The organism is Pantoea sp. Fr-CA_6 (assembly GCF_024520895.1).
In the GTDB taxonomy this organism is placed as follows: Bacteria; Pseudomonadota; Gammaproteobacteria; order Enterobacterales; family Enterobacteriaceae; genus Pantoea; species Pantoea agglomerans.
Genome location: NZ_JALNPO010000001.1, coordinates 298,887 through 323,959, shown reverse-complemented (window position 1 = coordinate 323,959; position 25,073 = coordinate 298,887). Strand labels below are relative to the sequence as shown.

The 25,073-nt window shown below is 56.5% G+C and carries 19 protein-coding genes; 10 read left to right on the top strand and 9 right to left on the bottom strand.

All coding sequences use genetic code 11. The annotated features are described in order from the left end of the window. Positions 1 to 60 precede the first annotated feature (60 nt). Genes NR201_RS01500 through yjfF form a run of 3 tightly spaced genes read left to right on the top strand, consistent with a single transcriptional unit; the run spans position 61 to position 3,573 of the window. Entirely contained in the window at positions 61 to 1,581 is a 1,521-nt protein-coding gene (locus NR201_RS01500) for a sugar ABC transporter ATP-binding protein (protein ID WP_010245377.1), read from the top strand. Further along, the gene (ytfT, locus tag NR201_RS01495; RefSeq protein ID WP_010245375.1) at positions 1,574 to 2,590 is read left to right on the top strand and encodes a galactofuranose ABC transporter, ATP-binding protein YtfT; all 1,017 of its coding nucleotides are present in this window, start codon (positions 1,574 to 1,576) and stop codon (positions 2,588 to 2,590) included. Before NR201_RS01500 ends, ytfT begins: the two co-directional genes overlap by 8 nt. Beyond that, positions 2,587 to 3,573 (top strand): galactofuranose ABC transporter, permease protein YjfF, encoded by a 987-nt coding sequence (gene yjfF / locus NR201_RS01490; protein ID WP_010670080.1) that lies wholly within the window; start codon positions 2,587 to 2,589, stop codon positions 3,571 to 3,573. Before ytfT ends, yjfF begins: the two co-directional genes overlap by 4 nt. Before the next feature lie 44 nt (positions 3,574 to 3,617). Here yjfF and NR201_RS01485 read toward each other — a convergent pair whose 3' ends face one another. The 3 genes from NR201_RS01485 to NR201_RS01475 form a co-directional block, all read right to left on the bottom strand. After that, positions 3,618 to 4,085 (bottom strand): GNAT family N-acetyltransferase, encoded by a 468-nt coding sequence (locus tag NR201_RS01485; protein ID WP_256849295.1) that lies wholly within the window; start codon positions 4,083 to 4,085, stop codon positions 3,618 to 3,620. A 604-nt stretch (positions 4,086 to 4,689) separates the two neighbouring features. Next, positions 4,690 to 6,189: an L-arabinose isomerase gene (gene araA / locus NR201_RS01480; RefSeq protein ID WP_010670082.1), complete on the bottom strand. Its 1,500-nt coding sequence runs from the start codon at positions 6,187 to 6,189 to the stop codon at positions 4,690 to 4,692. A gap of 209 nt (positions 6,190 to 6,398) precedes the next feature. Continuing rightward, the gene (locus NR201_RS01475; RefSeq protein WP_256849294.1) at positions 6,399 to 8,096 is read right to left on the bottom strand and encodes a ribulokinase; all 1,698 of its coding nucleotides are present in this window, start codon (positions 8,094 to 8,096) and stop codon (positions 6,399 to 6,401) included. Positions 8,097 to 8,461: 365 nt separating this feature from the next. Here NR201_RS01475 and NR201_RS01470 point away from each other — a divergent pair, with 365 nt between their 5' ends. From NR201_RS01470 to NR201_RS01450, 5 genes are all read left to right on the top strand, one after another. After that, positions 8,462 to 9,445: an arabinose ABC transporter substrate-binding protein gene (locus NR201_RS01470; RefSeq protein WP_010245365.1), complete on the top strand. Its 984-nt coding sequence runs from the start codon at positions 8,462 to 8,464 to the stop codon at positions 9,443 to 9,445. Positions 9,446 to 9,544: 99 nt separating this feature from the next. Further along, positions 9,545 to 11,065, top strand: coding sequence for an L-arabinose ABC transporter ATP-binding protein AraG (araG, locus tag NR201_RS01465; RefSeq protein ID WP_010245364.1), 1,521 nt, complete (start codon positions 9,545 to 9,547; stop codon positions 11,063 to 11,065). 12 nt (positions 11,066 to 11,077) lie between these two features. Continuing rightward, on the top strand, positions 11,078 to 12,061 hold the full coding sequence (araH, locus tag NR201_RS01460) for an L-arabinose ABC transporter permease AraH (RefSeq protein ID WP_010245363.1): 984 nt from the start codon (positions 11,078 to 11,080) through the stop codon (positions 12,059 to 12,061). Between the two features lie 76 nt (positions 12,062 to 12,137). Further along, the gene (gene araC, locus NR201_RS01455; RefSeq protein ID WP_003853440.1) at positions 12,138 to 13,055 is read left to right on the top strand and encodes an arabinose operon transcriptional regulator AraC; all 918 of its coding nucleotides are present in this window, start codon (positions 12,138 to 12,140) and stop codon (positions 13,053 to 13,055) included. A 102-nt stretch (positions 13,056 to 13,157) separates the two neighbouring features. Beyond that, the gene (locus NR201_RS01450; RefSeq protein ID WP_010670085.1) at positions 13,158 to 14,204 is read left to right on the top strand and encodes an oxidoreductase; all 1,047 of its coding nucleotides are present in this window, start codon (positions 13,158 to 13,160) and stop codon (positions 14,202 to 14,204) included. Positions 14,205 to 14,524: 320 nt separating this feature from the next. On the opposite strand, the gene add is transcribed toward NR201_RS01450, so the two are convergent. The 3 genes from add to malX form a co-directional block, all read right to left on the bottom strand. Further along, positions 14,525 to 15,520 carry an adenosine deaminase gene (gene add / locus NR201_RS01445; protein ID WP_256849293.1) on the bottom strand — a complete coding sequence of 332 codons (996 nt, stop codon included), beginning with the start codon at positions 15,518 to 15,520 and terminating at the stop codon, positions 14,525 to 14,527. Between the two features lie 143 nt (positions 15,521 to 15,663). Beyond that, entirely contained in the window at positions 15,664 to 16,836 is a 1,173-nt protein-coding gene (locus NR201_RS01440) for a MalY/PatB family protein (RefSeq protein ID WP_082239237.1), read from the bottom strand. A 16-nt stretch (positions 16,837 to 16,852) separates the two neighbouring features. Next, positions 16,853 to 18,442, bottom strand: a complete 1,590-nt coding sequence (gene malX / locus NR201_RS01435; RefSeq protein ID WP_010670088.1) for a maltose/glucose-specific PTS transporter subunit IIBC — start codon at positions 18,440 to 18,442, stop codon at positions 16,853 to 16,855. A gap of 174 nt (positions 18,443 to 18,616) precedes the next feature. Here malX and malI point away from each other — a divergent pair, with 174 nt between their 5' ends. Next, positions 18,617 to 19,642, top strand: coding sequence for a Mal regulon transcriptional regulator MalI (gene malI, locus NR201_RS01430; protein WP_256849292.1), 1,026 nt, complete (start codon positions 18,617 to 18,619; stop codon positions 19,640 to 19,642). A gap of 42 nt (positions 19,643 to 19,684) precedes the next feature. Here malI and NR201_RS01425 read toward each other — a convergent pair whose 3' ends face one another. Then, positions 19,685 to 21,184, bottom strand: coding sequence for a YdgA family protein (locus NR201_RS01425; RefSeq protein ID WP_010245343.1), 1,500 nt, complete (start codon positions 21,182 to 21,184; stop codon positions 19,685 to 19,687). A 132-nt stretch (positions 21,185 to 21,316) separates the two neighbouring features. After that, positions 21,317 to 22,492 carry a mannose-6-phosphate isomerase gene (manA, locus tag NR201_RS01420; protein ID WP_256849291.1) on the bottom strand — a complete coding sequence of 392 codons (1,176 nt, stop codon included), beginning with the start codon at positions 22,490 to 22,492 and terminating at the stop codon, positions 21,317 to 21,319. A 199-nt stretch (positions 22,493 to 22,691) separates the two neighbouring features. On the opposite strand from manA, the gene fumC reads away from it, so the two are divergent. Further along, a complete protein-coding gene (gene fumC / locus NR201_RS01415) occupies positions 22,692 to 24,089 on the top strand; it encodes a class II fumarate hydratase (RefSeq protein WP_010245332.1) in 1,398 nt (465 codons plus the stop codon). Between the two features lie 43 nt (positions 24,090 to 24,132). On the opposite strand, the gene tus is transcribed toward fumC, so the two are convergent. Next, positions 24,133 to 25,062, bottom strand: a complete 930-nt coding sequence (gene tus, locus NR201_RS01410; protein WP_045140384.1) for a DNA replication terminus site-binding protein — start codon at positions 25,060 to 25,062, stop codon at positions 24,133 to 24,135. Positions 25,063 to 25,073: the final 11 nt, after the last annotated feature.

The window sequence follows — 25,073 nt, the reverse complement described above, 5'->3', positions numbered from 1 at the left end:
CGATCAGCCGCAGACCGCCCTACGGGGCGGTTTTTCATGACGTGAGGCGGAGTGAGCAGAATGACCACGCAAAATGAAACACCGCTGTTATCCATCAGCGGCGTCAGCAAAGGTTTTCCCGGCGTCAAAGCGCTGAATAATGTTTCCTTTGATATCCGTAAAGGGGAGATCATGGCGCTGCTGGGGGAGAACGGTGCCGGCAAATCCACCCTGATTAAAGTGCTGACCGGTGTTTACAGCCGTGATGCAGGGACTATCACCCTGAATGGTGAGCCGATTACGCCGCATAATACGGCGCAGGCGCAGGAGATGGGCATCGGCACCGTTTATCAGGAAGTAAATATGCTGCCGAACATGTCGGTGGCAGATAACCTCTATATTGGCCGCGAACCGCGCCGCTTTGGCATGATCGACCGTCGCCGGATGGTGCGGGAGGCCGATGCGCTGATGCGGAATTATGGTTTTTCCCTCGATGTGACACGTCCGCTGGGCCACTACTCGGTGGCGATGCAGCAGATTATCGCCATCTGCCGCGCGGTCGATCTTTCCGCCCAGGTTTTGATCCTGGATGAGCCGACAGCCAGTCTGGATGCCAGCGAGGTTGAGATGCTGTTTACCCTGATGGCGCAGTTAAAAGCCAAAGGGATGAGCCTGATTTTTGTGACGCACTTTCTCGACCAGGTGTACCGCATTACTGACCGGATTACCGTGCTGCGTAACGGGCAGTTTATCGCCACCCGCGATACCGCCACGCTGCCGCAGATTGAGCTGATTAAGCTGATGCTGGGTCGCGAACTGCTGGAGACGGCGCTGCAGCGGCAGGGCAGCACGCTGCGCAGCAATCAGCCGGTGGTGTCGTTTGAGGATTACGGCAGGAAAGGCACCATCGAGCCCTTTAACCTGGAAGTTCGTCCAGGCGAAGTCGTGGGACTGGCGGGGCTGCTGGGTTCGGGCCGCACCGAAACCGCCGAGGTGTTGTTTGGTATTCGTCGTGCCGACCGAGGAACAGCGAAGATCAAAGGCAAGGTGCAGCGCATTACTAATCCGGCGAAAGCCTCGCAGCTGGGCATGGGTTTTTGCCCGGAAGATCGTAAGACTGACGGGATTATCGGCGCGGCCTCGGTTCGTGAAAATATTATTCTGGCGTTGCAGGCGCAGCGCGGCTGGTTACGGCCAATTAAGAAGCGTGAGCAGCAGGCGATTGCCGATCGTTTTATCAAGAGTCTGGGTATTCGTACGCCGCATGCAGAGCAGCCTGTGGAGCTGTTATCGGGCGGCAACCAGCAGAAGGTGCTGCTGTCGCGCTGGCTGGTGACCAAACCGCAGTTTTTAATCCTCGACGAACCAACGCGCGGCATTGATGTGGGCGCGCACGCCGAGATTATCCGTTTAATTGAATCCCTGTGCGCCGATGGTCTGGCGCTGCTGGTGATCTCCTCTGAACTCGAAGAGCTGGTCGGTTATGCCGATCGGGTGTTGATTATGCGCGATCTGAAGCAGGTGGCAGAAATTCCGCTGGAGCAGCTTTCGGTAGCGTCGATCGTCAATGCTATCGCGGACGGAGGGGTAAAACATGCTTGAGTCCCCTATGACATCTGAAAAAACGCCACGTCGTAAGCTGAAACTCCCGCCAGGGATGCCGCAAATCGCCGCGCTGCTGTTGGTGCTGTTGATTGACAGTCTGGTGGCCAATAACTTTTTTGCCGTGCATCTGCAGGATGGGCGTCTGTTCGGCAGTCCGATCGATATTCTTAACCGTGCGGCACCGGTTGCCCTGCTGGCGATCGGGATGACGCTGGTGATCGCCACCGGCGGCATCGATCTTTCCGTGGGTGCGGTGATGGCGATCGCAGGCGCGACGGCTGCGACATTGACCGTAGCCGGACACGGTGTGCCGTTTATTATTCTCTGCACGCTGGGAACCGGTTTAGCCTGTGGCGTATGGAATGGCGTGCTGGTGGCGTTGCTGCGTATTCAGCCATTTGTTGCCACGCTGATTCTGATGGTCGCCGGGCGCGGAATCGCTCAGCTGATTACGCAGGGGCAGATTGTGACGTTCGACAGTGACAGTCTTGGCTGGTTTGGTAACGGCTCGCTGTGGATGTTGCCGGTCCCGGTCTGGATCACGCTGGTGGTAGCGCTGGCGGTCTGGCTGCTGACGCGCAAAACCGCGCTGGGTCTGTTTATCGAAGCTGTGGGGATTAATCTGCGCGCGGCCCGTAACGCGGGGGTGACAGGCTGGCTGGTGGTAATGTCAACCTACGCCATAAGTGGCGTTTGTGCCGCTGTTGCGGGACTGATCGTCGCGGCGGATATTCGCGGTGCGGATGCTAATAACGCCGGATTATGGCTGGAGCTGGATGCGATTCTCGCCGTGGTGATCGGCGGTGCGTCGCTGATGGGTGGCCGCTTTAATCTGGTGTTGTCGCTGATCGGTGCGCTGATTATTCAGTCGATGAATACCGGAATTTTGCTCTCCGGCTTCCCGCCTGAGCTGAATCAGGTGGTGAAAGCGGTGGTGGTGATGTGCGTGCTGTTGCTGCAGTCACCACGGTTTATTGCGATGTTGAAACGGAGACGCCCGACATGATTAAACGTCATCTTCCGCTGATGATCACCTTGCTGGTGTTTGTGGCGGGTTACCTGTTTTGTCTGAGTCAGTTTCCGGGCTTTGCCTCCACCCGGGTAATCTGCAATATCCTGACCGATAATGCTTTTCTTGGGATTATCGCCGTCGGCATGACCTTCGTGATTTTATCGGGCGGTATCGATCTGTCTGTGGGTGCAGTGATCGCCTTTACCGGTGTGTTTCTTGCCCGGGCGATCGGTGATTTTCATATCGATCCCTTGCTGGCCTTTGCGCTGATTCTGTCGCTGGGCGCGCTGTTCGGGGCCATGATGGGCTGGCTGATCGATGCGCTGAAGATTCCGGCATTTATCATTACGCTGGCGGGGATGTTTTTCCTGCGCGGATGCAGTTATCTGGTGTCGGAGAACTCAATTCCTATCGATCATCCGTTCTACAGCATGCTTTCCAGTCTGGCGTGGAAAGTGCCGGGCGGTGGGCGTCTCAGCCTGCTGGCGGTGATTATGCTGGTAGTGGTGTTTGGCGGGATTATTCTGGCGCACCGCACGCGCTTTGGTAACCGGGTTTACGCCATCGGTGGCAATATGACATCCGCCCAGCTGATGGGCGTTTCGACCCGCGCGACCACCATTAAGATTTATATGCTTTCCACCACGCTGGCGACGCTGGCCGGCATCGTGTTCTCGATTTATACCTCGGCAGGTTATGCGCTGGCAGGGCTGGGTGTAGAGCTGGATGCTATCGCGTCAGTGGTGATTGGTGGCACGCTGCTGTCGGGTGGTGTCGGTACAGTTTTGGGCACGCTGTTCGGTGTGTTGATTCAGGGGCTGATTCAGACCTGGATTAACTTCGACGGTACGCTGAGTTCCTGGTGGACCAAGATCGCCATCGGAATTCTGCTGTTTGCGTTTATCGCCCTGCAGCGGTTGCTGACGGTCATCTGGGATCGTCAGCAGAACGCGCCCGTTAAGCGATTACCTTCCTGAGTTCTTCAGTACTCCGGTCAATGGCGGCTCGCAGGAGCCGCCTTTTACTGCGCCAGAGGCAGCACCATTACCGTAACTTCTTCACCCGCTATTTGCCGCTGTTCCACCGCCTGCCATCCTGAACGCTGATAGTACGCCTGTTGATCGGGTGTATAGAGCCACAGTTCACCCATCTGCTGTTGTCTGGCTCGCGCAATCGCCTGCTGTATTAACGCTTTTGCCACGCCCTGACCCCGGAATACCTTGTCCGTCACCACCTCACCAATCCAGAATTCTCGTGCCGGAATGTCATCCAGTTCATAGCGAATGACGCTACAGGTCGCGACCACCGTTTTGCCATCCGGTGTGGCAATAAGAGTAAATTCTGCCGAAGGTTTCTGATTGCGCTGTTTTAAACGCTCAAGGATGGCAGGCGGGTGAGACCATGCAGGAAGGTGTGACCATTCAGTGTGCAACAGTTGTGCGGTTTGTCCGGCGAAGCCGGGATATTGGTTTAGCTCGGCAATTTGCATGGCGCTGGCGACCTTTGTTTTGTCAGGCTACAAGCAATACAGGCTGGTGGGGGAAAGTGCAAGAGCAGGAATTTAGCTTTTAAAACACTCACTCACATCTAAAATAAAGGAGGGAATGATGGGCAGTGGAGTAAAGCGTCCGCCGCATGGATGCGGCGGCCGAGCCTACAGGGATGTATTTACGGCGACTTTACGTAGCGCCCATTATTTCCGACTGAACAGCACTGTTTTTTAAGCTTCGTGCATTTATAGAAGCGTCGCTGTGAGTTGAGGAGAAAGGTCAGGAAAGATATGCCTGATCGCAAAGGATTCCCGCATCCATGCGGATCGGCCGCGCCATCCCTGGCGCGGACGCTTTGCTTTTCAGGCATACCTTTCCTTCCCGATTAGGCTTAATCATTGCTTTTAAAAACATGCGAGAAAGTATTAATAAGGGGTAGATAACGAGTAGTAAATTAAGGTGTTCGCCGCATGGAATTTTCAATTCCCGACTGAATAGCACAGTATTTATCAAAAACTGATGCCACATAATCCTGCGTCGGCCGTTTCATTAACTTACTTAAGAGCGCTGTTAATTAAAAAATCGAACAGCGCCCTTTAGTTATTAACGTTTCAAACGGTAATACGCTTCGTTCCAGCGCAGTGCGTCTTTAAACGCAGGTAAACGCGTGTGCTCATCAATCACCAGCACTTCGATATCGTTCATCTCACCGTACAGATACATATCATCCAGCGTCAGCGCCTGGCTGAACACCGTATGGTGCGCGCCGCCGCCCAGAATCCACGCTTCGGATGCCGTTGCCAGTGACGGCTGGGCTTTCCACAGTGCGCGCGCAACCGGCAACTTCGGCAGCGGTTTCGGCTGTTCGATAGCATCCACCACGTTAACCAGCAGACGGAAACGATCACCCATATCAATTACGCTGGCGTTAATCGCGCGACCCGCTGGCGTTGAGAAAATCATGCGCGCCGGATCGGCTTTATCACCAATGCCCAGGAACTGCACATCGATCAATGGCTTCTCTTCAATGGCAATCGACGGGCAGACCTCCAGCATATGCGAGCCGAGAACCAGATCGTTACCGGGTGAGAAGTGATAGGTGTAATCCTCCATAAAGGAGGTGCCACCTTTGCGATCGCCTGCCAGCACTTTGAAAATGCGCAGCAGCGCAGCGGTCTTCCAGTCACCTTCACCTGCGAAGCCATAGCCCTGACCCATCAGACGCTGAACCGCCAGACCTGGCAACTGCGTCATGCCATGCAGCGTCTGGAAGTTGGTGGTGAAAGCGTGGCAGCCTTCTGCTTCCAGGAAACGCTTCAGACCCAGCTCGATGCGCGCGGCATCCAGCACGTTCTGACGCTTTTCGCCGCCGGAAGCGGCAACATCGGTAAAGCGATAAAGGCTTTCATATTCATCGACCAGCGCATTCACGTCGCCATCGCTGACGCCATTGATCACCTCAACCAGATCGCCGACGCCCCAGCCATTCACCGAATAACCGAATTGAATCTGCGCGGCGACTTTATCGCCTTCGGTCACGGCCACTTCACGCATGTTGTCGCCGAAACGCGCGACTTTCAGCTGCTGACTGGCCTGTTTGGTCAGTGCTGCACGCATCCAGTTGCCGAGGCGCTGCTGGCTGGCGCTATCCTGCCAGTGACCGGTCACCACGCTGTGCTGCAGGCCCATACGTGCGCCGATGAAACCGAACTCGCGGCCGCCGTGTGCGGTCTGGTTCAGGTTCATAAAGTCCATGTCCATGCTGTCCCACGGAATCTCCGCATTGAACTGGGTATGGAATTGCAGCAACGGCTTATTCAGCACGCTCAGGCCACCGATCCACATTTTGGCCGGGGAGAAGGTGTGCAGCCAGGTAATGATACCGACGCACTCCTTGTCATAATTGGCATCGCGACACAGAGCCAGCGCTTCATCCGGTGACTTAACCAGCGGTTTCAGCTCCAGACGCAGCGGTAAACCGGCCTGATTTAAACCCTCGACCACCTGACGTGCATTCTGTTCAACCTGGCGTAACGTCTCCGCCCCGTAGAGGTGCTGCGTGCCGATGACAAACCACACGCTGTAGCTGTTTGACTGTTCCATAAAACCACTCCTTTACTTTGAGCCTACCTCAATAGGCTATTTTATTTGTCAGTCTGAACCTGGGCAGTGCTCACACAGGCTGCTTTAGCAACCTGAACGCCCGTCAGGGCGGCCCTGAAAGGGCGAGCGTAGCGAGTAATCCTCACGTACTCCGTGTACTACGGATTGTTCCGCGCTGTCCGTGTCCAGACTGCCTGCAACAATTACGCCTACTGGGATAGGCTCTTAGCGGAAGCGGGGCGTGCGGCGTATTGCGGTTCAGCCGCCACGCACCATTGTTGATAGCGTTGATAAAGTTGTTGATAGCGGGCGACGCGCGCCGGATCGGGCTGCAGCGTCACGGCAATCGGGCTGGCCATCACCTGCTGGGCGTCGGGAACGCTGGCGTGCACACCGGCGGCGACGGCGGCGAAAATGGCCGCACCCAGCGCACAGCACTCGTCAGAGGCGACGATATCCAGTGGGCGATTCATCACATCGCAGCAGGCCTGCATAATTGCCGGGGATTTCCGCGCGATGCCGCCCAGGGTCAGAATGCTCTCGACCGGGATCTGCTGCTGTTCGAAGCACTCCATAATTGCGCGTGCGCCAAATGCGGTGGCGGCGACCAGACCACCAAACAGGGCGGGGGCATCGGTGCCCAGATTGAGGTCGGTAATTACCCCTTTCAGCCGCTGATTGGCATTTGGCGTACGGCGACCGTTAAACCAGTCCAGCACCACCGGCAGATGGTCGAGCTGCGGGTTCGCGGCCCAGGCCTCGGTCAGATCTTTAATCAGACTCTTTTGCATCTCAGCCAGCTGAGGCTTTAGCTCCGGATGCTGCTGTGCCGCCAGCTGCAGCGGCCAGCCCAGTAAACGGCTGAACCAGGCATAGATATCACCAAAGGCAGACTGACCCGCCTCCAGCCCGATAGCGCCTGGCATTACGCTGCCATCGACCTGACCACAGATGCCTTTGATGTCGCGAGCGCCGACCTTTTCAGTGTCAGCAATCAGGATGTCGCAGGTTGAGGTGCCGATCACTTTCACCAGGGTATAGGGTTTGGCACCGCCACCGACCGCGCCCATATGGCAGTCAAATGCGCCACCCGAGAGCGTCACGGTTTGCGTCAGGCCAAGACGCTGCGCCCATTCAGGGCTAAGCGTGCCGACAGGCAGATCAGCGGTCCAGGTATCGGTAAACAGGGGAGAGTCGAGCTGTTGCGTCAACAGCGGGTCCAGCGCATTGAGAAAATCGACATCGGGCAGACCGTTCCAGTCGCCGTGCCACAGCGCCTTGTGCCCGGCCGCACAGCGGCCCCGACGCAATTTGTCAGGTGCGGTGGTGCCGCTTAACAGGGCTGGCACCCAGTCGCACAGCTCGACCCAGGAGACAGCGGCGTCACGCACGGCCGCATCTTCACGCGACACGTGCAGAATCTTCGCCCAGAACCACTCTGAGGAGTAAATTCCGCCAATATAGCGGCTGTAATCCTGGAAGCGGCCGCTGTGGCACAGCTGATTGATCTCTTCCGCTTCTTCTATAGCGGTGTGATCTTTCCACAACACAAACATCGCGTTGGGGTTGTCGGCGAACTCCGGACGCAGCGCCAGCACGTTGCCGTCGCGGTCAATAGGGGCAGGGGTCGAACCGGTGCTGTCAACACCAATGCCGACCACGGCGTTGCGCTGATCTTCACTCAGTGCATTCAGCACGCCGAGCAGCGCCTGCTCCATGGCGTCGATGTAATCCTGTGGATGGTGACGAAAACGGTTAGTGTGCGGATCGCTGTATAAGCCCTGTTGCCAGCGCGGATAGCTGAACACCGCACTCTGCAGCTCTTTGCCGCTATGACAATCCACGGCCAGCGCACGCACCGAATCACTACCAAAGTCCAGCCCAAGGGTGATGGCTCCAGCACGCATCGGAATCTCCTGTAGTTAGTTAACTCCTGTATCCTGGGTTCGGCGCGCCAAATCAGTTAGTCATCGCTGGCTGACAATATGCACTTTTCTGTCATCGGCAGTGATTTTGTGATCCATTGCAAAAGTTAAGGTCCGGTTAAATTTGCTGAATATATGGATCATTTTGTCGTGATTTTAAGATGTGATACCGCTCTACATTTTTCTTCGCTAATACCGCTAAAACTAGCCCAGCGTCTGGACAGTCTGTCAGCACATGCCAGCCTAACGCACTGATTTATGGCTGTACCCACAAAACAAAACAAACTGGTAGCGTTTACACCGATTCGTTATTAGCAGCGAAAAATAACCTGGTACCGGAGAGCATCATGCATAAATTCACTAAAGCGTTCGCGGCCATCGGCCTGGCAGCGGTTATGTCACAATCCGCTATCGCCGAGACCATGAAGCTGGGATTCTTAGTCAAGCAACCAGAAGAACCCTGGTTCCAGACTGAATGGAAATTCGCCGACAAAGCGGGCAAAGATCTTGGCTTTGATGTCATTAAAATTGCCGTGCCGGATGGTGAAAAAACCCTGAATGCCATCGACAGCCTGGCGGCTAACGGCGCGAAAGGTTTTGTTATCTGTACGCCCGATCCGAAACTCGGCTCTGCCATCATGGCAAAAGCGCGTGGCTACGGTCTGAAAGTCATCGCGGTCGATGACCAGTTCGTCACCGCCAAAGGCAAACCAATGGATACCGTGCCGCTGGTGATGATGGCTGCGACCAAAATTGGTGAGCGTCAGGGTCAGGAACTCTATAAAGAGATGCAGAAACGCGGCTGGGATGTGAAAACCACCGGCGTGATGGCGATTACCGCCAACGAACTCGACACCGCTCGTCGTCGTACTGGCGGCTCCATGGACGCCATCAAAGCCGCTGGCTTCCCGGCAGCGCAGATCTACCAGGTCCCCACCAAATCTAACGACATCCCTGGCGCGTTCGACGCCGGTAACTCTCTGCTGGTTCAGCATCCTGAAGTCAAACACTGGCTGATTGTCGGCATGAACGACAACACTGTGCTGGGCGGCGTGCGCGCGACCGAAGGTCAGGGCTTTAAAGCCGCTGACGTCATCGGTATCGGCATCAACGGCGTGGATGCCATCAGTGAACTGTCGAAAGAGAAAGCGACCGGCTTCTACGGATCGCTGCTGCCAAGCCCGGATATCCACGGCTACAAAAGCAGCCAGATGCTCTACAACTGGGTCAGCAAAGGTGAAGAGCCACCGAAATTCACCGAAGTTACCGATGTGGTGCTGATCACCCGTGACAACTTCAAAACTGAACTGGCGAAAAAAGGACTGATGTAACCCTGAGCCTGCCAGGCAGTTTGTCGCCTGGCATCCTTAATAGCCAATTTCGCGCCGCCCGCCATAACCGGCCGGTGGCGCGAAAGAGTGAGGAAAAACATGAACACTGATTCAGCATTTCTGTCGTTTCATGGCATCAGTAAAACCTTCCCTGGCGTCAAAGCGTTGCAGGATATCTCTTTCGACTGCCGTGGCGGTGAAGTCCATGCTCTGATGGGCGAGAACGGCGCAGGCAAATCGACGCTGTTAAAAATACTCAGCGGCAGTTATCAGCCGAGCGGCGGTGAGATTCGTATTAAAGGCCAGCCGATGAGCTTTCAGCGCACCACCGATGCGCTGGACGCGGGCGTCGCCATTATTTACCAGGAACTGCATCTGGTGCCGGAAATGAGCGTGGCAGAGAACATCTATCTCGGTCAGATCCCGCACAAACATGGGCTGGTCAACCGTAAGCTGATGCGTTTTGAGGCGGGCCTGCAACTGAAAAATCTCGGCATGGATATCGATCCCGATATGCCGCTGAAATATCTGTCGCTGGGGCAGTGGCAGATGGTGGAGATTGCCAAAGCGCTGGCGCGTAACGCGCGTATTATCGCCTTTGATGAGCCAACCAGCTCACTTTCAGCGCGTGAAATCGACAACCTGTTCCGCGTCATCCGTCAGCTCCGTGAGGAGGGCCGGGTGGTGCTCTACGTTTCACACCGCATGGAGGAGATCTTCGCCCTCAGCGATGCCATCACCGTCTTTAAAGATGGCCGCTACGTGCGGACGTTTACCGATATGGCTAACACCCATCACGACGATCTGGTGCAGGCGATGGTGGGACGAAACCTTGGTGATATCTATGGCTATTCACCGCGTGCCAAAGGCGCGGTGCGGCTGGAGCTGGACAAGGTCGAAGCGAAGGGCGTGCGGACGCCGATTTCGCTGAAAGTCCATGCCGGTGAAATCGTCGGCCTGTTTGGCCTGGTCGGTGCCGGTCGCAGTGAACTGCTGAAAGGGCTGTTTGGCGGCACGCGTCTGCGCGGCGGTCAGGTGATTCTGGACGGCAAACCGCTGCCGCTGCGGGAGCCGATCGATGCCATCCGTGCGGGCATCATGCTCTGCCCGGAAGATCGCAAAGCCGAGGGCATTATTCCGGTGCATTCGGTGCGCGACAACATCAACATCAGCGCCCGTCGTCATAACCTTACTGCGGGCTGCCTGATTAAAAACGGCTGGGAAAATAAAAATGCCGACAGCCATATCCGCTCGCTGAACATCAAAACGCCCAGCGCCGATCAGCTGATCATGAACCTTTCCGGCGGCAACCAGCAGAAGGCGATTCTGGGACGCTGGCTGTCAGAGGATATGAAGGTGATCCTGCTGGATGAGCCAACGCGCGGTATCGATGTCGGTGCCAAACATGAAATCTATAACCTGATTTATCAGCTGGCGAACCGGGGCATTGCAGTGCTGTTCGCCTCCAGCGATTTACCGGAAGTGATGGGCCTGGCCGATCGCATCGTGGTGATGCGCGAAGGTGCCATTGCCGGTGAACTGCTACACGACGACGCCACGGAGCAGCAGACGCTGAGCCTGGCGATGCCCAAAACCACTCAAGCGGCCGCCGTGGCCTGACAGGAGATCATCATGGCTTCATCCACGACCTCAAATACGCCGCAGCCCGCTTCACGCGGCGGCCTGCAGTTAGGTCGCATCTGGGACAACTTCGGCATGCTGGTGGTATTTGCACTGCTGTTTATTGTCTGTGCGATTTTTGTGCCGAACTTCGGCTCGTTTATCAATATGAAAGGCTTAGGGCTGGCAATGTCGATGTCCGGCATGGTCGCCTGCGGCATGCTGTTCTGTCTGGCCTCCGGTGATTTTGACCTGTCGGTCGCTTCCGTCATCGCCTGTGCGGGTGTAGTTACCGCCGTGGTGATTAACATGACCGAAAGCCTGTGGATTGGCGTGGGTGCCGGTCTGGTACTCGGTATGATCACCGGCTTTATCAACGGCTTTGTGATTGCCCGACTCAAGATCAATGCGCTGATCACCACGCTGGCGACCATGCAGATTGTCCGCGGCCTGGCCTATATCTTCTCTGACGGTAAAGCGGTCGGTATCGAAGATGAGCGTTTCTTCGAACTGGGCTTTGCCAACTGGCTTGGCGTGCCCGCACCCATCTGGCTGACTCTGGCCACCATGCTGATCTTCGGCTTCCTGCTCAACAAAACCACCTTTGGCCGTAACACCCTGGCAATTGGCGGCAATGAAGAGGCGGCGCGACTGGCCGGTGTGCCGGTGGTGCGCACCCGCATCATCATCTTTATCCTCTCCGGTCTGGTTTCAGCGGCGGCGGGCATCATCCTGGCGTCACGTATGACCAGCGGCCAGCCAATGACCTCCATCGGCTATGAGCTGGTGGTGATTTCTGCCTGCGTGCTGGGTGGCGTTTCGCTGAAGGGCGGCATCGGTAAAATCTCCTATGTGGTGGCAGGGGTGCTGATCCTCGGCACGGTAGAGAATGCGATGAATTTATTGAATATCTCGCCATTCTCACAGTATGTGGTACGCGGTCTGATACTGTTAGCTGCGGTGATTTTTGACCGTTACAAACAGAAAAAAGCCTGATTGAGCGAGCCGTTGGTCCGCAGAGGCAGAAGCCTCTGCGGGCTATCCGAACAATAACAGACTGAGTGAGGACGCTATGTATCACCGCGAATTACCGGCCGAGCAGCAAAACCCCTTGTTGCCGGGCTATTCATTCAATGCCTGGCTGGTGGCGGGGCTGACGCCGATCACCGCCGATGGTCCGCTCGATTTCTTTATCGATCGCCCGCACGGCATGAAAGGTTACATTCTGAATCTCACTATCAAAGGTAAAGGGCGGGTATTTGACGGCGAGCGGGCATTTGACTGCGAACCTGGCGAAATGCTGCTGTTTCAGCCGAAAACGGCTCACTATTATGGTCGCGCGCCGGACAGCCCGCAGTGGTTTCACCGCTGGGTCTATTTCCGTCCGCGCGCCTACTGGCACGACTGGCTACGCTGGCAGGATGAGCAGGAGGGCGTGGGACGACTGCTGCTGCCTGAATCGCTGCGCGGCGAATTTGATCGCCTGTTTGCCAGTATCGAACAGACCCACAATTCGGGCCGTCGCTTTGCAGAAGAGCTGGCGATGAACCTGCTGGAACGGCTGCTGCTGCGCGCCGTTGAAGAAGATCCACGCAGCCATCAGTTAATTCGCGATCCACGCGTGATTGAAGCCTGCCAGTACGTCACCAACCATCTCGCCAGTGAGGTTAAGATTGAAGAGGTGGCGCGCCACGTCTGTCTGTCACCGTCGCGGCTGGCGCACCTGTTCCGCGAGCAGATGGGCGTGAACCTGCTGCGCTGGCGTGAAGATCAGCGTGTAATCCGCGCGAAACTGCTGCTGCAGACCACCCAGGAGCCGATCGCCTCGGTAGGACGTGAAGTGGGCTATGACGATCAGCTCTACTTCTCGCGGGTGTTCCGCAAGCGGGTCGGCGTCAGTCCCAGCGACTTCCGCCGCCGTAATCAGGATGCGCACGACAGCCTGGCCGCTCAGACCGCCTGGCCGCTGGCGCGAAGTGCTATCTCTTAGTTTTTTCGGGGAATTCCGGCTTGTCGTCATTTGGTTAATAGTCTTAAATCAATCAGGTTATCAACTAAGAGTCTGGTCAATCAGGCTCTGAGAGGAATCCAAATGAGCGATAAATTACGTGTTGGTCTGATCGGCTACGGTTTTGCCAGTAAAACGTTTCACGCTCCGCTGATTGCGGGGACGCCGGACGTCGAACTGGCAGCCATTTCCAGTAGCGACGCCAGCAAAGTCCACGCCGACTGGCCTGCCGTTAAGGTGGTGGCTGACCCTCAGGCGCTGCTGGACGACCCGACGCTGCAACTGATTGTTATTCCTACCCCCAACGACACGCACTTTCCGCTGGCAAAAGCAGCGCTGAACGCCGGTAAACATGTGGTAGTCGATAAGCCGTTCACCGTGACGTTGTCACAGGCACGTGAACTGGATGCGCTGGCGAAAGCCAAAGGGCTGCTGCTGTCGGTGTTCCACAACCGCCGCTGGGACAGTGACTTCCTGACGCTGAAATCGCTGATTGAGGCCGGTACGCTGGGTGAAGTGCGCTACTTCGAATCGCACTTTGACCGCTTCCGTCTGGAAGTGCGTAATCGCTGGCGTGAAATGAAAGGCGCAGGCAGCGGAATCTGGTATGACCTGGGGCCGCATCTGCTGGACCAGGCGCTGCAGCTGTTTGGCCCGCCGGTCGCTATCACAGTTGATCTGGCAGAGATGCGTCCGGGCGCGCAGACCACCGACTACTTCCACGCGACGCTGACTTATCCGCAGCGCCGTGTCGTGCTGCACGCCAGCATGCTGGTAGCGGCAGAATCTGCCCGTTATACCGTCCACGGCACGCGCGGCAGTTACGTCAAATATGGTCTTGATCCGCAGGAAGATCGCCTGAAGTCAGGTGACTTCCCGCCGCAGGAAGACTGGGGCTATGACATGCGTGATGGCACTCTGACGCTGGTTGACGGAGATTCCCTGACCGAAACGACCCAGCTGACCCAGCCAGGCAACTATCCCGCTTACTATGCGGGTATCCGCGATGCGATTGCCGGACGTGGTAACAATCCGGTGACAGCGGAAGAGGCGATTCATGTGATGGAGCTGATCGAGTTAGGTCTGCAATCCGCCGAGAAACGCCAGACGATGTCGCTAAAGCGCGTTTAATCGGTCGGTGCTTAAAACGCAATAAGTAAAAAAGCGAAACGGGCCGGATATCCGGCCCGTCACTCTGCTGCCACAACCCACTCAGAACGATTCTGGCCGCAACTAACTAACTTAACGTGCAGGGAACAGGGTCAGAAGAGGAAAGCGTCCCACGCCACGGATGGCGTGGGCCGAGCGTGCCATGGATGGCGGCTTTTGCGTCTTTCCGATCTGACCCTGTTCCCTGTGCAAGCTCGGTCTTAAAGCCACCTGTCCCTTGAGCTCCTCACCATAAAAACGGGCCGGATATCCGGCCCGTTTTTTGTCGCTACGCTTCAGGATTACTGCACCCGTGCGCGAAGAGCCGCTTTCTCTGCTTCGCTCAGGAACGCAATCGTCAGACCATTTTCCTGCGCCTGACGGATCTGCGCCGCGCTCAGACCGGCAGCCGGAGCGGCGTGATGATACTCATGCGCCAGTTCAATGCCCTGAACCGCAGGATCATCCGTGTTAATCGTCGCCAGAATGCCATGCTCCAGGAAGGTCTTCAGCGGATGGTGCGCCAGTGATGGCACGGTGCTGGTCTGGATATTGGAGGTCAGGCAGGATTCAATACCAATACGGTGCTCCGCCAGGAAATCCATCAGCGCGCGATCTTCAATCGCTTTCACGCCGTGACCGATACGTTCTGCACCCAGCTCCCGAATCGCCTGCCAGATGCTCTCGGGTCCGGCCGCTTCGCCCGCATGGACGGTCACGCGGAAACCGGCATCGCGCGCCTGGGTAAAGTGGCTCAGGAACTCGCTGCCCGGGAAGCCCAGCTCATCACCCGCCAGATCGACCGCGGTGATGTGATCGCGATGGGCAAGCAAAGCTTCCAGTTCGCTGAGGCAGGCATCTTCGCCAAAGGTACGGCTCATAATACCGATCAGGCGCACGTCGATATCGTGCTGCTGACGGCCTGCGCGCACGCCCTCAATTACCGCTTCAACCACACCGGCAATCGGCAGATTGTGGGTCATCGCCATATAACCAGGGGAAAAACGCAGTTCAGCATAGTGAATGCCCGCGCGGGCGGCATCTTCCACATTCTCCTGCGCGATCCGGCGGCAGGCATCCAGATCACCCAGCACTTTCACACCCCAGTCTAGCTTCTGCAGGAAGCTCACCAAATCAGGTTCATTCTGGCCGACCTGCACATGCGGACGCAGCGTTTCCAGCGTGGAAGCAGGCAGGGCGAGGTTAAACTGGCGACCTAAATCGAGAATGGTTTGTGCACGGATGTTGCCATCAAGGTGGCGGTGAATATCAGTCAGAGGAATTTTAGAATCAATCATGGCGCACTCGCTCAGTTGTCGGTGAAGTGCAGAGCATTATAAAAATATCTTGCGCAACAGCGCCAGCTATTTGCGCAACAGCTGCGCCGGATGCTGCTTAATTACGCATAACCGGCGAGCAATGGTTGCCTCGTCGGTTAATGTCAGCCCTGCAACTGATGGATCGCCGCAATCAGGCGTGAAACGCCCTCATCAACTTTGCTGCGCGGACAGCCAACGTTAAGACGCAAAAACCCTTTGCCTGCATCACCGTAGGTCGATCCGGGCATAATTGCGACCCGTTGCTGGATCAGCGCCTGTTGCAGGGCCTCTTCTGGAATGCCCAGCGGATTGATATCGAGCCAGGCGAGATAGGTCGCCTCGGGAATGTGCCAGTTCAGTGCGGGAAACTCAGCGTTAAGCCGATTGGCAACCAGTATGAAATTACCATAAAGATAGCTGCGCAGGGCATCCAGCCAGGGTGCGCCTTGTTGGTAGGCGGCAACGTGTGCCGTGACGGCCAGCACGGCCGGCGACGAAAGGCCGTCAGCATTTTTCAGCGCCTGAAACCAGGCGGCTCTGTCTGCCGCATCCGGGATGATTCCCCACGCACCGGTCAGTCCCGGCACGTTGAAGCTTTTCGACGCCGAGGTAAACAGCGCCCAGTCACTGCGCGCCACGCTGGCCCACGGAGTATGGGGCTGATTACCCATAATCATATCCATATGGATTTCATCGCTGATCACCCGCACGCCGTGACGATCGCAGAGCGCCGCCATCTGTTGCAGCTCAGCTGCTGTCCACACTTTGCCGGTGGGATTGTGCGGGCTGCAGAGCAACAGGATTTTGCAGCGCGGGCGCGCCAGCCGCGTCTCCAGCGCGGCCATATCACATCGCCAGCTACCGTTATCCCGCTGCAGCGGCATCTCCAGCACCTGTCGCTGATTGCCGCGTACCGTTTTATAAAAAGCATCGTAGGCGGGAGTGTGGAGCACCACTTCATCATCCGGGTTGCTCCAGCGGCGCAGCATCTGCGCCACCATATAGATCACCGAGGGGCCATAAACCAGCGTGTCAGCATCGGGCTGGTAGCCGAAACGGCTGGACATCCAGTGGCAGCAGGCGGAAAGAAAATCGTCATGCTGCCAGCGACTGTAACCCAACACGCCGTGTGCTACGCGCTGGGCCAGCGCCTGCTGAACCGCTGGCGCAGTTCTGAAGTCCATATCCGAAATGGTAAACGGCAGCAGATCGGGGACGCCAAAGCGGTCAGCCACGAAATCCCACTGGGTCGACCAGCTGCCGCGGCGATCGATGACTTCGTCAAAGTTAAACATTATCGGCTCCGGCACTTCAGGCAGGGACATTCATCAGGTGTGACAGTTCATCTTTCACCGACTGCACCTGTGGACCAATAACCACCTGCAGGCTGGTCTGATTAAGATGGACCACACCTATCGCGCCGTTGGCTTTCAGCGCCGCATCATCCACTTTACTCATATCCGCCAGGGTCAGACGCAGACGCGTCAGACAATTATCCAGCGAGGTAATATTCTCCACGCCGCCAAGTGCCGCCAGAATAGCCGGTGAGTTATAGCCAGATTTACCTTTACCGGCATTGCTGACCTGCTGCGCAACCGCACTGGCACTTTCCACTTCGCGTCCCGGTGTTTTGATATTGAAGTGCAGAATGGCGAAACGGAAAATCAGGTAGTAACCGACAAACCATATCGCTGCGACAACGGGTACCCAGTACCATTTAGTCGACAGCCCGTGCAGCACACCAAACACTACAAAGTCGATGATATTGCCGTCTGTATTGCCGATAGTGACGCCCAGTATCGCCATGATGCTGAAGCCAACGCCGGTCAGCAGGGCGTGGATCAGATAGAGGAACGGGGCGACAAACAGAAACAGGAATTCGATAGGTTCGGTGGTGCCGCCGACCACGCAGGCCACCACGCCGGAGATCAACAGGCCTTTGATCTTATGGCGATTCTCCGGGCGGGCGCAGTGATAGATGGCTAGTGCGGCACCTGGCAGACCACCCAGGAAGGCAGGCATTTTACCCTGTGACAGGAAGCGGGTCGCGCTTTCAGCAAAACCGTGGGTTTCCGGGCAGGCGAGCTGCGCCTGGAAAATGGTTAAGGCACCACTCACGCTCTTGCCACACACATCCAGTGTGCCGCCTGCATCGGTAAAGCGCATGATGGCGACCAGAATATGCTGCAGGCCAAACGGCAGCAGCAGACGTTCGCCGGTACCAAAGATCATCGGGCCAAAATCACCTGCGCTGTTAATCATCCAGCCTAATCCGGTGATGCCCCGCGCGAAAAAAGGCCAGATCAGCGGGACGACCAGTCCCAGTAAACCAATCACCAGCGTGGTGATAATCGGCACAAACCGGGTGCCGCCAAAGAAGGCCAGCGCATCGGGCAGTCGGATATTATGAAAGCGCTCATGCAGCCAGAACACCACAATACCCACAATGACCGCGCCCAGAATGCCGGTATCGATCGACGGGATCCCCAGGATCGGCTGAACGTTGTTAGCTTTCAGCACGGCGGCATCGGTGGTTGGCAGAATGCCGTGGATATTGAGCCAGAAGTTGATGCTGAGGTTTAGCACGGCATAACCCACAAAGCCGGCAAACGCTGCCACGCCCTTGTTCTCGCGCGCCATACCCAGCGGAATCGCAATGGCGAACATCACCGGCAGATAGCTAAAGGCGAACGATCCCAGTTTGGCCATCCAGAGAAACAGATATTGCAGCCAGGGGTGATCCAGCACAGGTAACAGGGTCAGGACATCACGACTGCTCAGCGAACTGCCAATCCCGAGCATGATGCCGCAGAAGGAAAGCAGGGCAACCGGCAGCATAAAGGTTTTCCCCAGACTCTGGAAAAATTCCCAGACGGACATTTTTTGGTGAGAGGGTGACATGAACGCTCCTGGATAAACGGACCACTGAGTGAAGTGGCGGGATGATAAAACGTTTTACCTGGATCTTATGCGCGCTGAATCACACTCTTCAGGTCATGGACGATATAATTCTGACGTCATAAGGTGTAACGTTTTACCTTGTTTTCTAATGCTGTAATTCAGTTGAGTAATCTGATGAGTAAAATCACCATCAATGATGTTGCGGCGGCGGCGGGCGTGTCGGTGACCACGGTATCGCTGGTGTTATCCGGCAAAGGACGGATCTCTGCGGCCACCATGGCGCGCGTGAACGAGGCCATTGAGCAACTCGGTTTCGTGCGTAACCGTTCGGCAACCATGCTGCGCGGGGGTGAGAGTGGCGTGATTGGCTTGATCGTCCGCGATCTCAGCCAGCCATTTTATGCCGAAATGACGGCAGGTCTGAGTGAAGCGCTGGAGAAGCAGGGCAAATTGCTGTTCCTGACGCAGAGCGGCGCCCAGGGACAGCATCTGCATCGCTGCTTTGAGTCACTGGTCGCTCAGGGAGTGGATGGCGTGGTGCTGGGAGGCGGTGCTGATAAGGCCAGCCAGATCGTGACGCGGGCCAGAGAGGTGAATATGGCCTTAGTCTGTGCCGCGCGCGCCAGTAGCCTGGAGGAGGTAGACGCTATCCGCCCCGATAATGCTCAGGCTGCGCGTCTGGCCACAGAATACCTGATTCGTCAGGGGCATCAGCGCATTGCCTGGCTGGGCGGTCATAGCGCATCACTGACCCGGGCAGAACGTCTTGGCGGCTACTGCGCCACCCTGCTGCAATATGGGCTGCCGTTCCGGCCGGAGTGGATTATTGAATGCGGTAACACGCAAAAAGAGGCGGCTGAAGCAGCGGTACAGCTGTTTCAGCACCATCCGCGGCTGACTGCCGTGCTGGCCTATAACGCCACTACCGCGCTGGGATGCTATTTTGGGCTGTTGCGCACCGGGCGAACATTCGCGCGGGGTGCAGTCGACAGCTATTACGATCAGCAGCTGGCTCTGATGGGCTTTGGCGATGAACCGCAGGCGGAACTGACCGATCCGCCGCTGACGTTTGTCACCAGTTCAGCCCGGGAGATTGGCCGTGTGGCAGCTGAGCGTATCCTGCAACGGATAGCGCAACCCTATGCCGCCCGGCAGAACGTGATTATGCCGCCGCAGCTGGTTATTCGCGGCTCGGCATAAAAAAGGCGACCCGGAGGTCGCCTTTAAAGGAAGAGTAGAGAATTACTGCGGCATCCCTTCGCTGGTCGGCATACCCAGCATATAGCGGGAGAGGAACTGCTCCAGCGTCATTTTGTCGCCGTTCATGTTCACCTGACCGTTGGTATACTGCAGGCTGGTGACGATATTGTTATCCTGCTGCTGGGTCAGGCGGAACATCTGACCCATCGCCGCCAGTCCTTTCACCTGCTGATCTGCCAGCTTCTGTGCGTCATCGGCCTGATATCCTTCAGCCAGTCCCACTTTATGCATGGTTTCGGTCGCCATTGGCATATTGATGACCAGCTTGCTGTCCAGGCTCTTGAGTACCCGATCAACCATGGCGCTGAGTGTCTGGGCTTCGCCGGTCACCGCAGAGGGATCGTTGAAATTTGCGTTCAGGTTAAAGGTACTTTCACCTTTATCATTTTTCCAGCTCAGCGGGGCGATACTGATCGCAGGTGAGCCCTTCAGCAGCATCGGCAGGTTGCTCATCAGAATCTGATGCACACCCGCCTGGTAGCGGATAGGATCTTCCGCGACGCCAGGCTGGCTAAGCAGTTCCTGCATCTGCGCGTTGTAACGATCGGAGAAGGCTTTTACCGCCTGCGCATCAAACTGTGACAGTTTCATCTTCAGCGCTGCCTGACCAAAATCCTGCTTCTGCAGCTGAATGCCTTCAACTTTGTAGTCGATATTGCCGCCAATCTTACCGGCGCTGTTATCGAAAGAGGAGGTGCCTTTCATTTTGTGCAGCGTCAGGGCGTCCTGACCATTGATGCTGGCATTGACCTTCTCAATATCCACTGACTGGTCACCAATACGCACGCCTTCCGGGCTGAGATGGGTGTTACCGCTCAGCTTCAGACCATTAATGGTGAACAGCACCGGCTGGCCCATCTCATTTTTACTGGTCAGCGCGAGGCTATCAACATCACTGTCCAGCGACACTTTGTCGCCTTTGTTATCCGCGCTGACGTTGAAGGTGCCCCCATTGGTGGCAAGACGCTCGCCGCTTTGCGCATTCTGATAATCAACCGGCAGAACGCGCAGCGCCGTATCGGTGGCACCGCTGTAGCCGATACGGGTATCGGCGTTAATCAGCGACTTGTTGCCGGTCAGCTCAAACAGCTTTTTCACCGCATCGGTGTTAGCCAGTTCGGTATGAACCGACGCCATGCTCGGGATCAGATTAAAATGCTTCAGCTGAGCAAACGGGAAAGGGCCATGATCGATGGTTTCGTTCAGGATGATGCTCTGGCCTGGTTTAAGCAGGGGATTATCTTCCGTCTGCGAGTTGGCCTGAATCACCAGATTCACTTTGCTGCTGAACACGCCGCGCTGATAGTCCTGATAGCTGATCTTCAGTCGGCTGTTAGGGGCATAAGCATTCAGCTGGGCATTGGCGTTCTGAACCAGCTCATCCCTGTGGCTTTCAATCTGCTTGCCGGTGAACCATGCCGCGCCAGTCCAGACTACGCCCAGTGCGATGATGACACCTACGGCAACATTGGTCTTTTTCATTGCTGATTCGTCCTTATCCTTGAGTCCGCTTATGCCGCAGGTTTACCCCAGCGACTGAAGAAAAACGCCCGCAGGCGTTTAAAAGCTAATAGGTTGAAATAATAGCAGTTAACAGGCACTCCGTCAGCCGCTTCACCCTAAGTCGTTAAATACCCGCGCCAGTCGGCCCGTGCCTGCGACCGTTACGGGGGATTCGCTGGCGGCAATGAAGCAGGATTCACCTGGTTTCAGCGTCACCTGCTGCTCGCCTTTGGCGATCACCGTCTGGCCTTCTATACAGAACAGCAGTGCGGCGCTCTGCTGCGCCAGCGGCTGTGGCTCTGCGTTCAGGGTATGAATGGCAAAGGCAAAATCCTCCACCGGAATCGGGAAGCGCAGCGCGTTGCCCTGTTGCTCTGGCTCGGTGAGCAGGGTGCTGGCTGGCTTCTCTTCAAACTTCAGGTTCGCCATCAACTCGGCAATATCGATATATTTCGGGGTTAAACCGGCCCGCAACACGTTATCAGAGTTTGCCATCACCTCCAGCGCCACGCCTTTCAGATAAGCGTGCGGGGTCTCCGCGTAGAGGAACATCGCCTCACCCGGTTGCAGCGTGATTACGTTCAGCAGTAGCGGCGAAAACAGGCCGCTGTCGTCAGGATACTCTGCCGCAATCATGCGAATGGTCTGCCACGGCTCACCCTGTTGTGCATCAACCGCGGATTTCAGGATGCCCAGCGCCAGCGATTTCGCCTCACCCTCCAGTGACAGCAGGGTAGAGAAGAGCGCGGCCAGCGTATCCTGATCGGGATGCTGCAGAAAATGGGCTATCTGTGGATGTGCGCCCGCAACCGGCTCCAGCAGTGAGACCATCTCCGTCAGGGTGCGAAAGCCATTCATCGCCTGGAAAGGCGTCAGCGCGAAGACCAGCTCCGGCTTGTGGTTGGCATCTTTATAATTACGCTCAGCAGCCGTCAGCGGAATACCCGCCGCATTCTCACGGGCAAAGCCCACTTCGGCCGCGCGTTTGCTGGGATGGACCTGAATCGACAGCGGCTGATCGGCAGACAACACTTTGAACAGGAAGGGCAGTTCACCAAAACGCTGTGCCACCGCTTCGCCCAGCATGGCGGCAGGCGCGGCATCAATCACGTCACGCAGCGAACGCTCGCTGCCCTGGTCAATCACGGTGGAGGGGCTTTTTGGATGTGCGCCCATCCAGAGTTCCGCTATCGGCAGCCCCTGTGGATTAGCGATTCCGTAAAGCTCAGTCAACGCAGTTTTGCTGCCCCATGCGTAGTTTTGCAGCGTATTGTTCATTTTTTGCATTGTATAACCCTTTATCACGGGAAATTATTGCCAGTATTAAAGCAGAAACTGCCGGTAAAAATACATCTCCAGCGCAAAAGGACGCTAAGCTCTGATAATGTTAAATTATTGTGTATTACTATCCTGACCGCCCGGCAGTCGATCGTAATGACGTACCGGGCGGCCATTCTTTTAAAAACCAGATGAAGGAGACGTATTCATGGCAGCCAATCGCATTGAGAAAGATTCAATGGGCCCCATCGACGTACCGGCAGACAAACTGTGGGGCGCGCAGACACAGCGCTCACTGGAACACTTCCGCATCTCAACCGAAAAAATGCCGACCGCGCTGGTGCATGCACTGGCATTGACCAAGCGCGCCGCGGCCAGCGTTAACCGCGATCTGGGACTGCTGCCCGCTGACCGCGCCGAGGCGATTGTCAGCGCGGCCGATGAGGTGCTGGCTGACAAGCATGCGGATGAATTCCCGCTGGCGATCTGGCAGACCGGTTCCGGCACCCAGACCAATATGAACATGAATGAAGTGCTGGCGAACCGCGCGAGTGAAATCCTCGGCGGCGAGCGTGGTATGGCGCGGCTGGTTCATCCCAATGATGATGTGAACAAGAGCCAGAGCTCCAACGATGTCTTCCCGACGGCGATGCACGTTGCCGCCGTTATCGCCCTGCGCGAACAGCTGATCCCTCAGATTCAGGTACTGAAAAAGACGTTGAGCCAGAAGTCCGACGCCTTCAAAGATATCGTCAAGATTGGCCGTACTCACCTGCAGGATGCCACGCCGCTGACCCTGGGCCAGGAGATTTCCGGCTGGGTGGCGATGCTGGAGCATAACCTGAAGCATATTGAGCAGAGCATTCCGCACGTGGCGGAACTGGCGCTGGGCGGCACCGCAGTAGGCACCGGCCTGAATACCCATCCGGAATATGCGGTGCGCGTGGCGAAGGCGCTGGCCGATCTCACGCAGCAGCCGTTTGTCACTGCGCCAAATAAATTTGAGGCGCTGGCAACCTGTGATGCGCTGGTGCATGCGCATGGCGCGCTGAAAGGGCTGGCCGCCTCGCTGATGAAAATCGCTAACGACGTGCGCTGGCTCTCTTCCGGCCCGCGTTGCGGCATCGGCGAAATCGCCATCCCGGAAAATGAGCCAGGCAGCTCTATCATGCCGGGTAAAGTTAACCCGACCCAGTGCGAAGCGATGACCATGCTCTGCTGTCAGGTGATGGGTAACGATGTGGCGATCAACATGGGCGGCGCATCCGGTAACTTTGAGCTTAACGTGTTCCGTCCGATGGTAATCCATAACTTCCTGCAATCAATTCGCCTGCTGGCGGATGGCATGGACAGCTTTAATCATCACTGCGCGGTCGGTATTGAGCCGGTGCGTGAGCGCATCGATCAACTGCTTAACGAATCGCTGATGCTGGTTACGGCGCTGAATACCCATATTGGCTATGACAAAGCGGCAGAAATTGCCAAGAAGGCGCACAAAGAGGGGCTGACGCTGAAAGGCTCGGCGCTGAAGCTGGGTTATCTTACCGAAGAGGAGTTTGATGCCTGGGTTCGTCCGGAAGAGATGGTCGGCAGCATGAAGTCGTAGGGTTTGAGTGGGTCAGAGGCCAGCGAATGCTGGCCTTTTTGATTTATATCGGACAATCGACCCACAGATGCAGTCTGGGGATTAAAAGATTCAGCGGTTCTGCAGCAGGTTTATAACGATGGTTAATATTATCGGCATCGTAGTTAAGCAATTCGCCCAGTACCGGAACCTGCGTGCGATCGCGACAGATAACCAGAATCGGTGAAGGACAGGCCAGCTGAGTCTGTTTTTGTTCATCCGCGCGCCAGACGCGTGCAACCGGCTGGACTTTTACCGGGCGCTTGATTTTCAGCCGTGCCGAGGCGGGCAGGGCACGCACGCTTGCCAGCTCCTCCTGCACTTTTTCCGCCCACTGTTCACGTGACCACGGCGCTTTTGCACGTCCTGACTTCAGGCTTTTTTCCAGCTGGGCGATCACCTCTTCACGCTTGAGATTCTTGATAATGTGCTTGTTGGCCCAGCCGAAACGCAGGCTATCCGGTGCGCTCAGCAGGGTGATAGTGCGATAGGCATTCAGGGTAATCAGCCCGCGCAAATGCTGGTGGACGAACTCAAAACGCGCTTCACTCGGCAGACCTGAGTCCACCGTAATCAGCTGCTCCAGCCGTGCTTTCAGCTGATTGATGACGTCGACCAGCGAGCCGATCTCCGCCTCCTGCTGCGCGTCGCATTCAATACAGAGCGCGCCAGGTAAGCGCACGGCAGCCTTGGTGCTCAGCTGTTCTGACTGATGCTGCATAAACAGGCGGCAGTAGTGGTCAAGCGCCATCTTTAATGCGCTCTCACCGAGATGCTGCTCGACGGCAATCCGGGTGATCGCTTCATGTTCGCGGCCTTTAACCACCGGCGGCAGGCTGAAGACGCGGGCGATCAGCAGAGGCTGCGCTTCAATCTGCTGACGCAATTCACCCAGCGCCAGTTCCAGGTCATTTACACATTGATGCATATCAGCCACTAAGTCGTAGCGCGTCATGTTGTGCCTCC

Bases quoted from the DNA above. Each gene is read 5' to 3' on its own strand.
- malI (WP_256849292.1), top strand. From the start codon at position 18,617: ATGAGTAAAATCACCATCAATGATGTTGCGGCGGCGGCGGGCGTGTCG.
- NR201_RS01425 (WP_010245343.1), bottom strand. From the start codon at position 21,184: ATGAAAAAGACCAATGTTGCCGTAGGTGTCATCATCGCACTGGGCGTA.
- tus (WP_045140384.1), bottom strand. From the start codon at position 25,062: ATGACGCGCTACGACTTAGTGGCTGATATGCATCAATGTGTAAATGAC.
- NR201_RS01450 (WP_010670085.1), top strand. From the start codon at position 13,158: ATGAGCGATAAATTACGTGTTGGTCTGATCGGCTACGGTTTTGCCAGT.
- ytfT (WP_010245375.1), top strand. From the start codon at position 1,574: ATGCTTGAGTCCCCTATGACATCTGAAAAAACGCCACGTCGTAAGCTG.
- fumC (WP_010245332.1), top strand. From the start codon at position 22,692: ATGGCAGCCAATCGCATTGAGAAAGATTCAATGGGCCCCATCGACGTA.
- yjfF (WP_010670080.1), top strand. From the start codon at position 2,587: ATGATTAAACGTCATCTTCCGCTGATGATCACCTTGCTGGTGTTTGTG.
- NR201_RS01475 (WP_256849294.1), bottom strand. From the start codon at position 8,096: ATGCGTGCTGGAGCCATCACCCTTGGGCTGGACTTTGGTAGTGATTCG.
- NR201_RS01500 (WP_010245377.1), top strand. From the start codon at position 61: ATGACCACGCAAAATGAAACACCGCTGTTATCCATCAGCGGCGTCAGC.
- NR201_RS01485 (WP_256849295.1), bottom strand. From the start codon at position 4,085: ATGCAAATTGCCGAGCTAAACCAATATCCCGGCTTCGCCGGACAAACC.
- araG (WP_010245364.1), top strand. From the start codon at position 9,545: ATGAACACTGATTCAGCATTTCTGTCGTTTCATGGCATCAGTAAAACC.
- araH (WP_010245363.1), top strand. From the start codon at position 11,078: ATGGCTTCATCCACGACCTCAAATACGCCGCAGCCCGCTTCACGCGGC.
- malX (WP_010670088.1), bottom strand. From the start codon at position 18,442: ATGTCACCCTCTCACCAAAAAATGTCCGTCTGGGAATTTTTCCAGAGT.
- araA (WP_010670082.1), bottom strand. From the start codon at position 6,189: ATGGAACAGTCAAACAGCTACAGCGTGTGGTTTGTCATCGGCACGCAG.
- NR201_RS01470 (WP_010245365.1), top strand. From the start codon at position 8,462: ATGCATAAATTCACTAAAGCGTTCGCGGCCATCGGCCTGGCAGCGGTT.
- manA (WP_256849291.1), bottom strand. From the start codon at position 22,492: ATGCAAAAAATGAACAATACGCTGCAAAACTACGCATGGGGCAGCAAA.
- araC (WP_003853440.1), top strand. From the start codon at position 12,138: ATGTATCACCGCGAATTACCGGCCGAGCAGCAAAACCCCTTGTTGCCG.
- NR201_RS01440 (WP_082239237.1), bottom strand. From the start codon at position 16,836: ATGTTTAACTTTGACGAAGTCATCGATCGCCGCGGCAGCTGGTCGACC.
- add (WP_256849293.1), bottom strand. From the start codon at position 15,520: ATGATTGATTCTAAAATTCCTCTGACTGATATTCACCGCCACCTTGAT.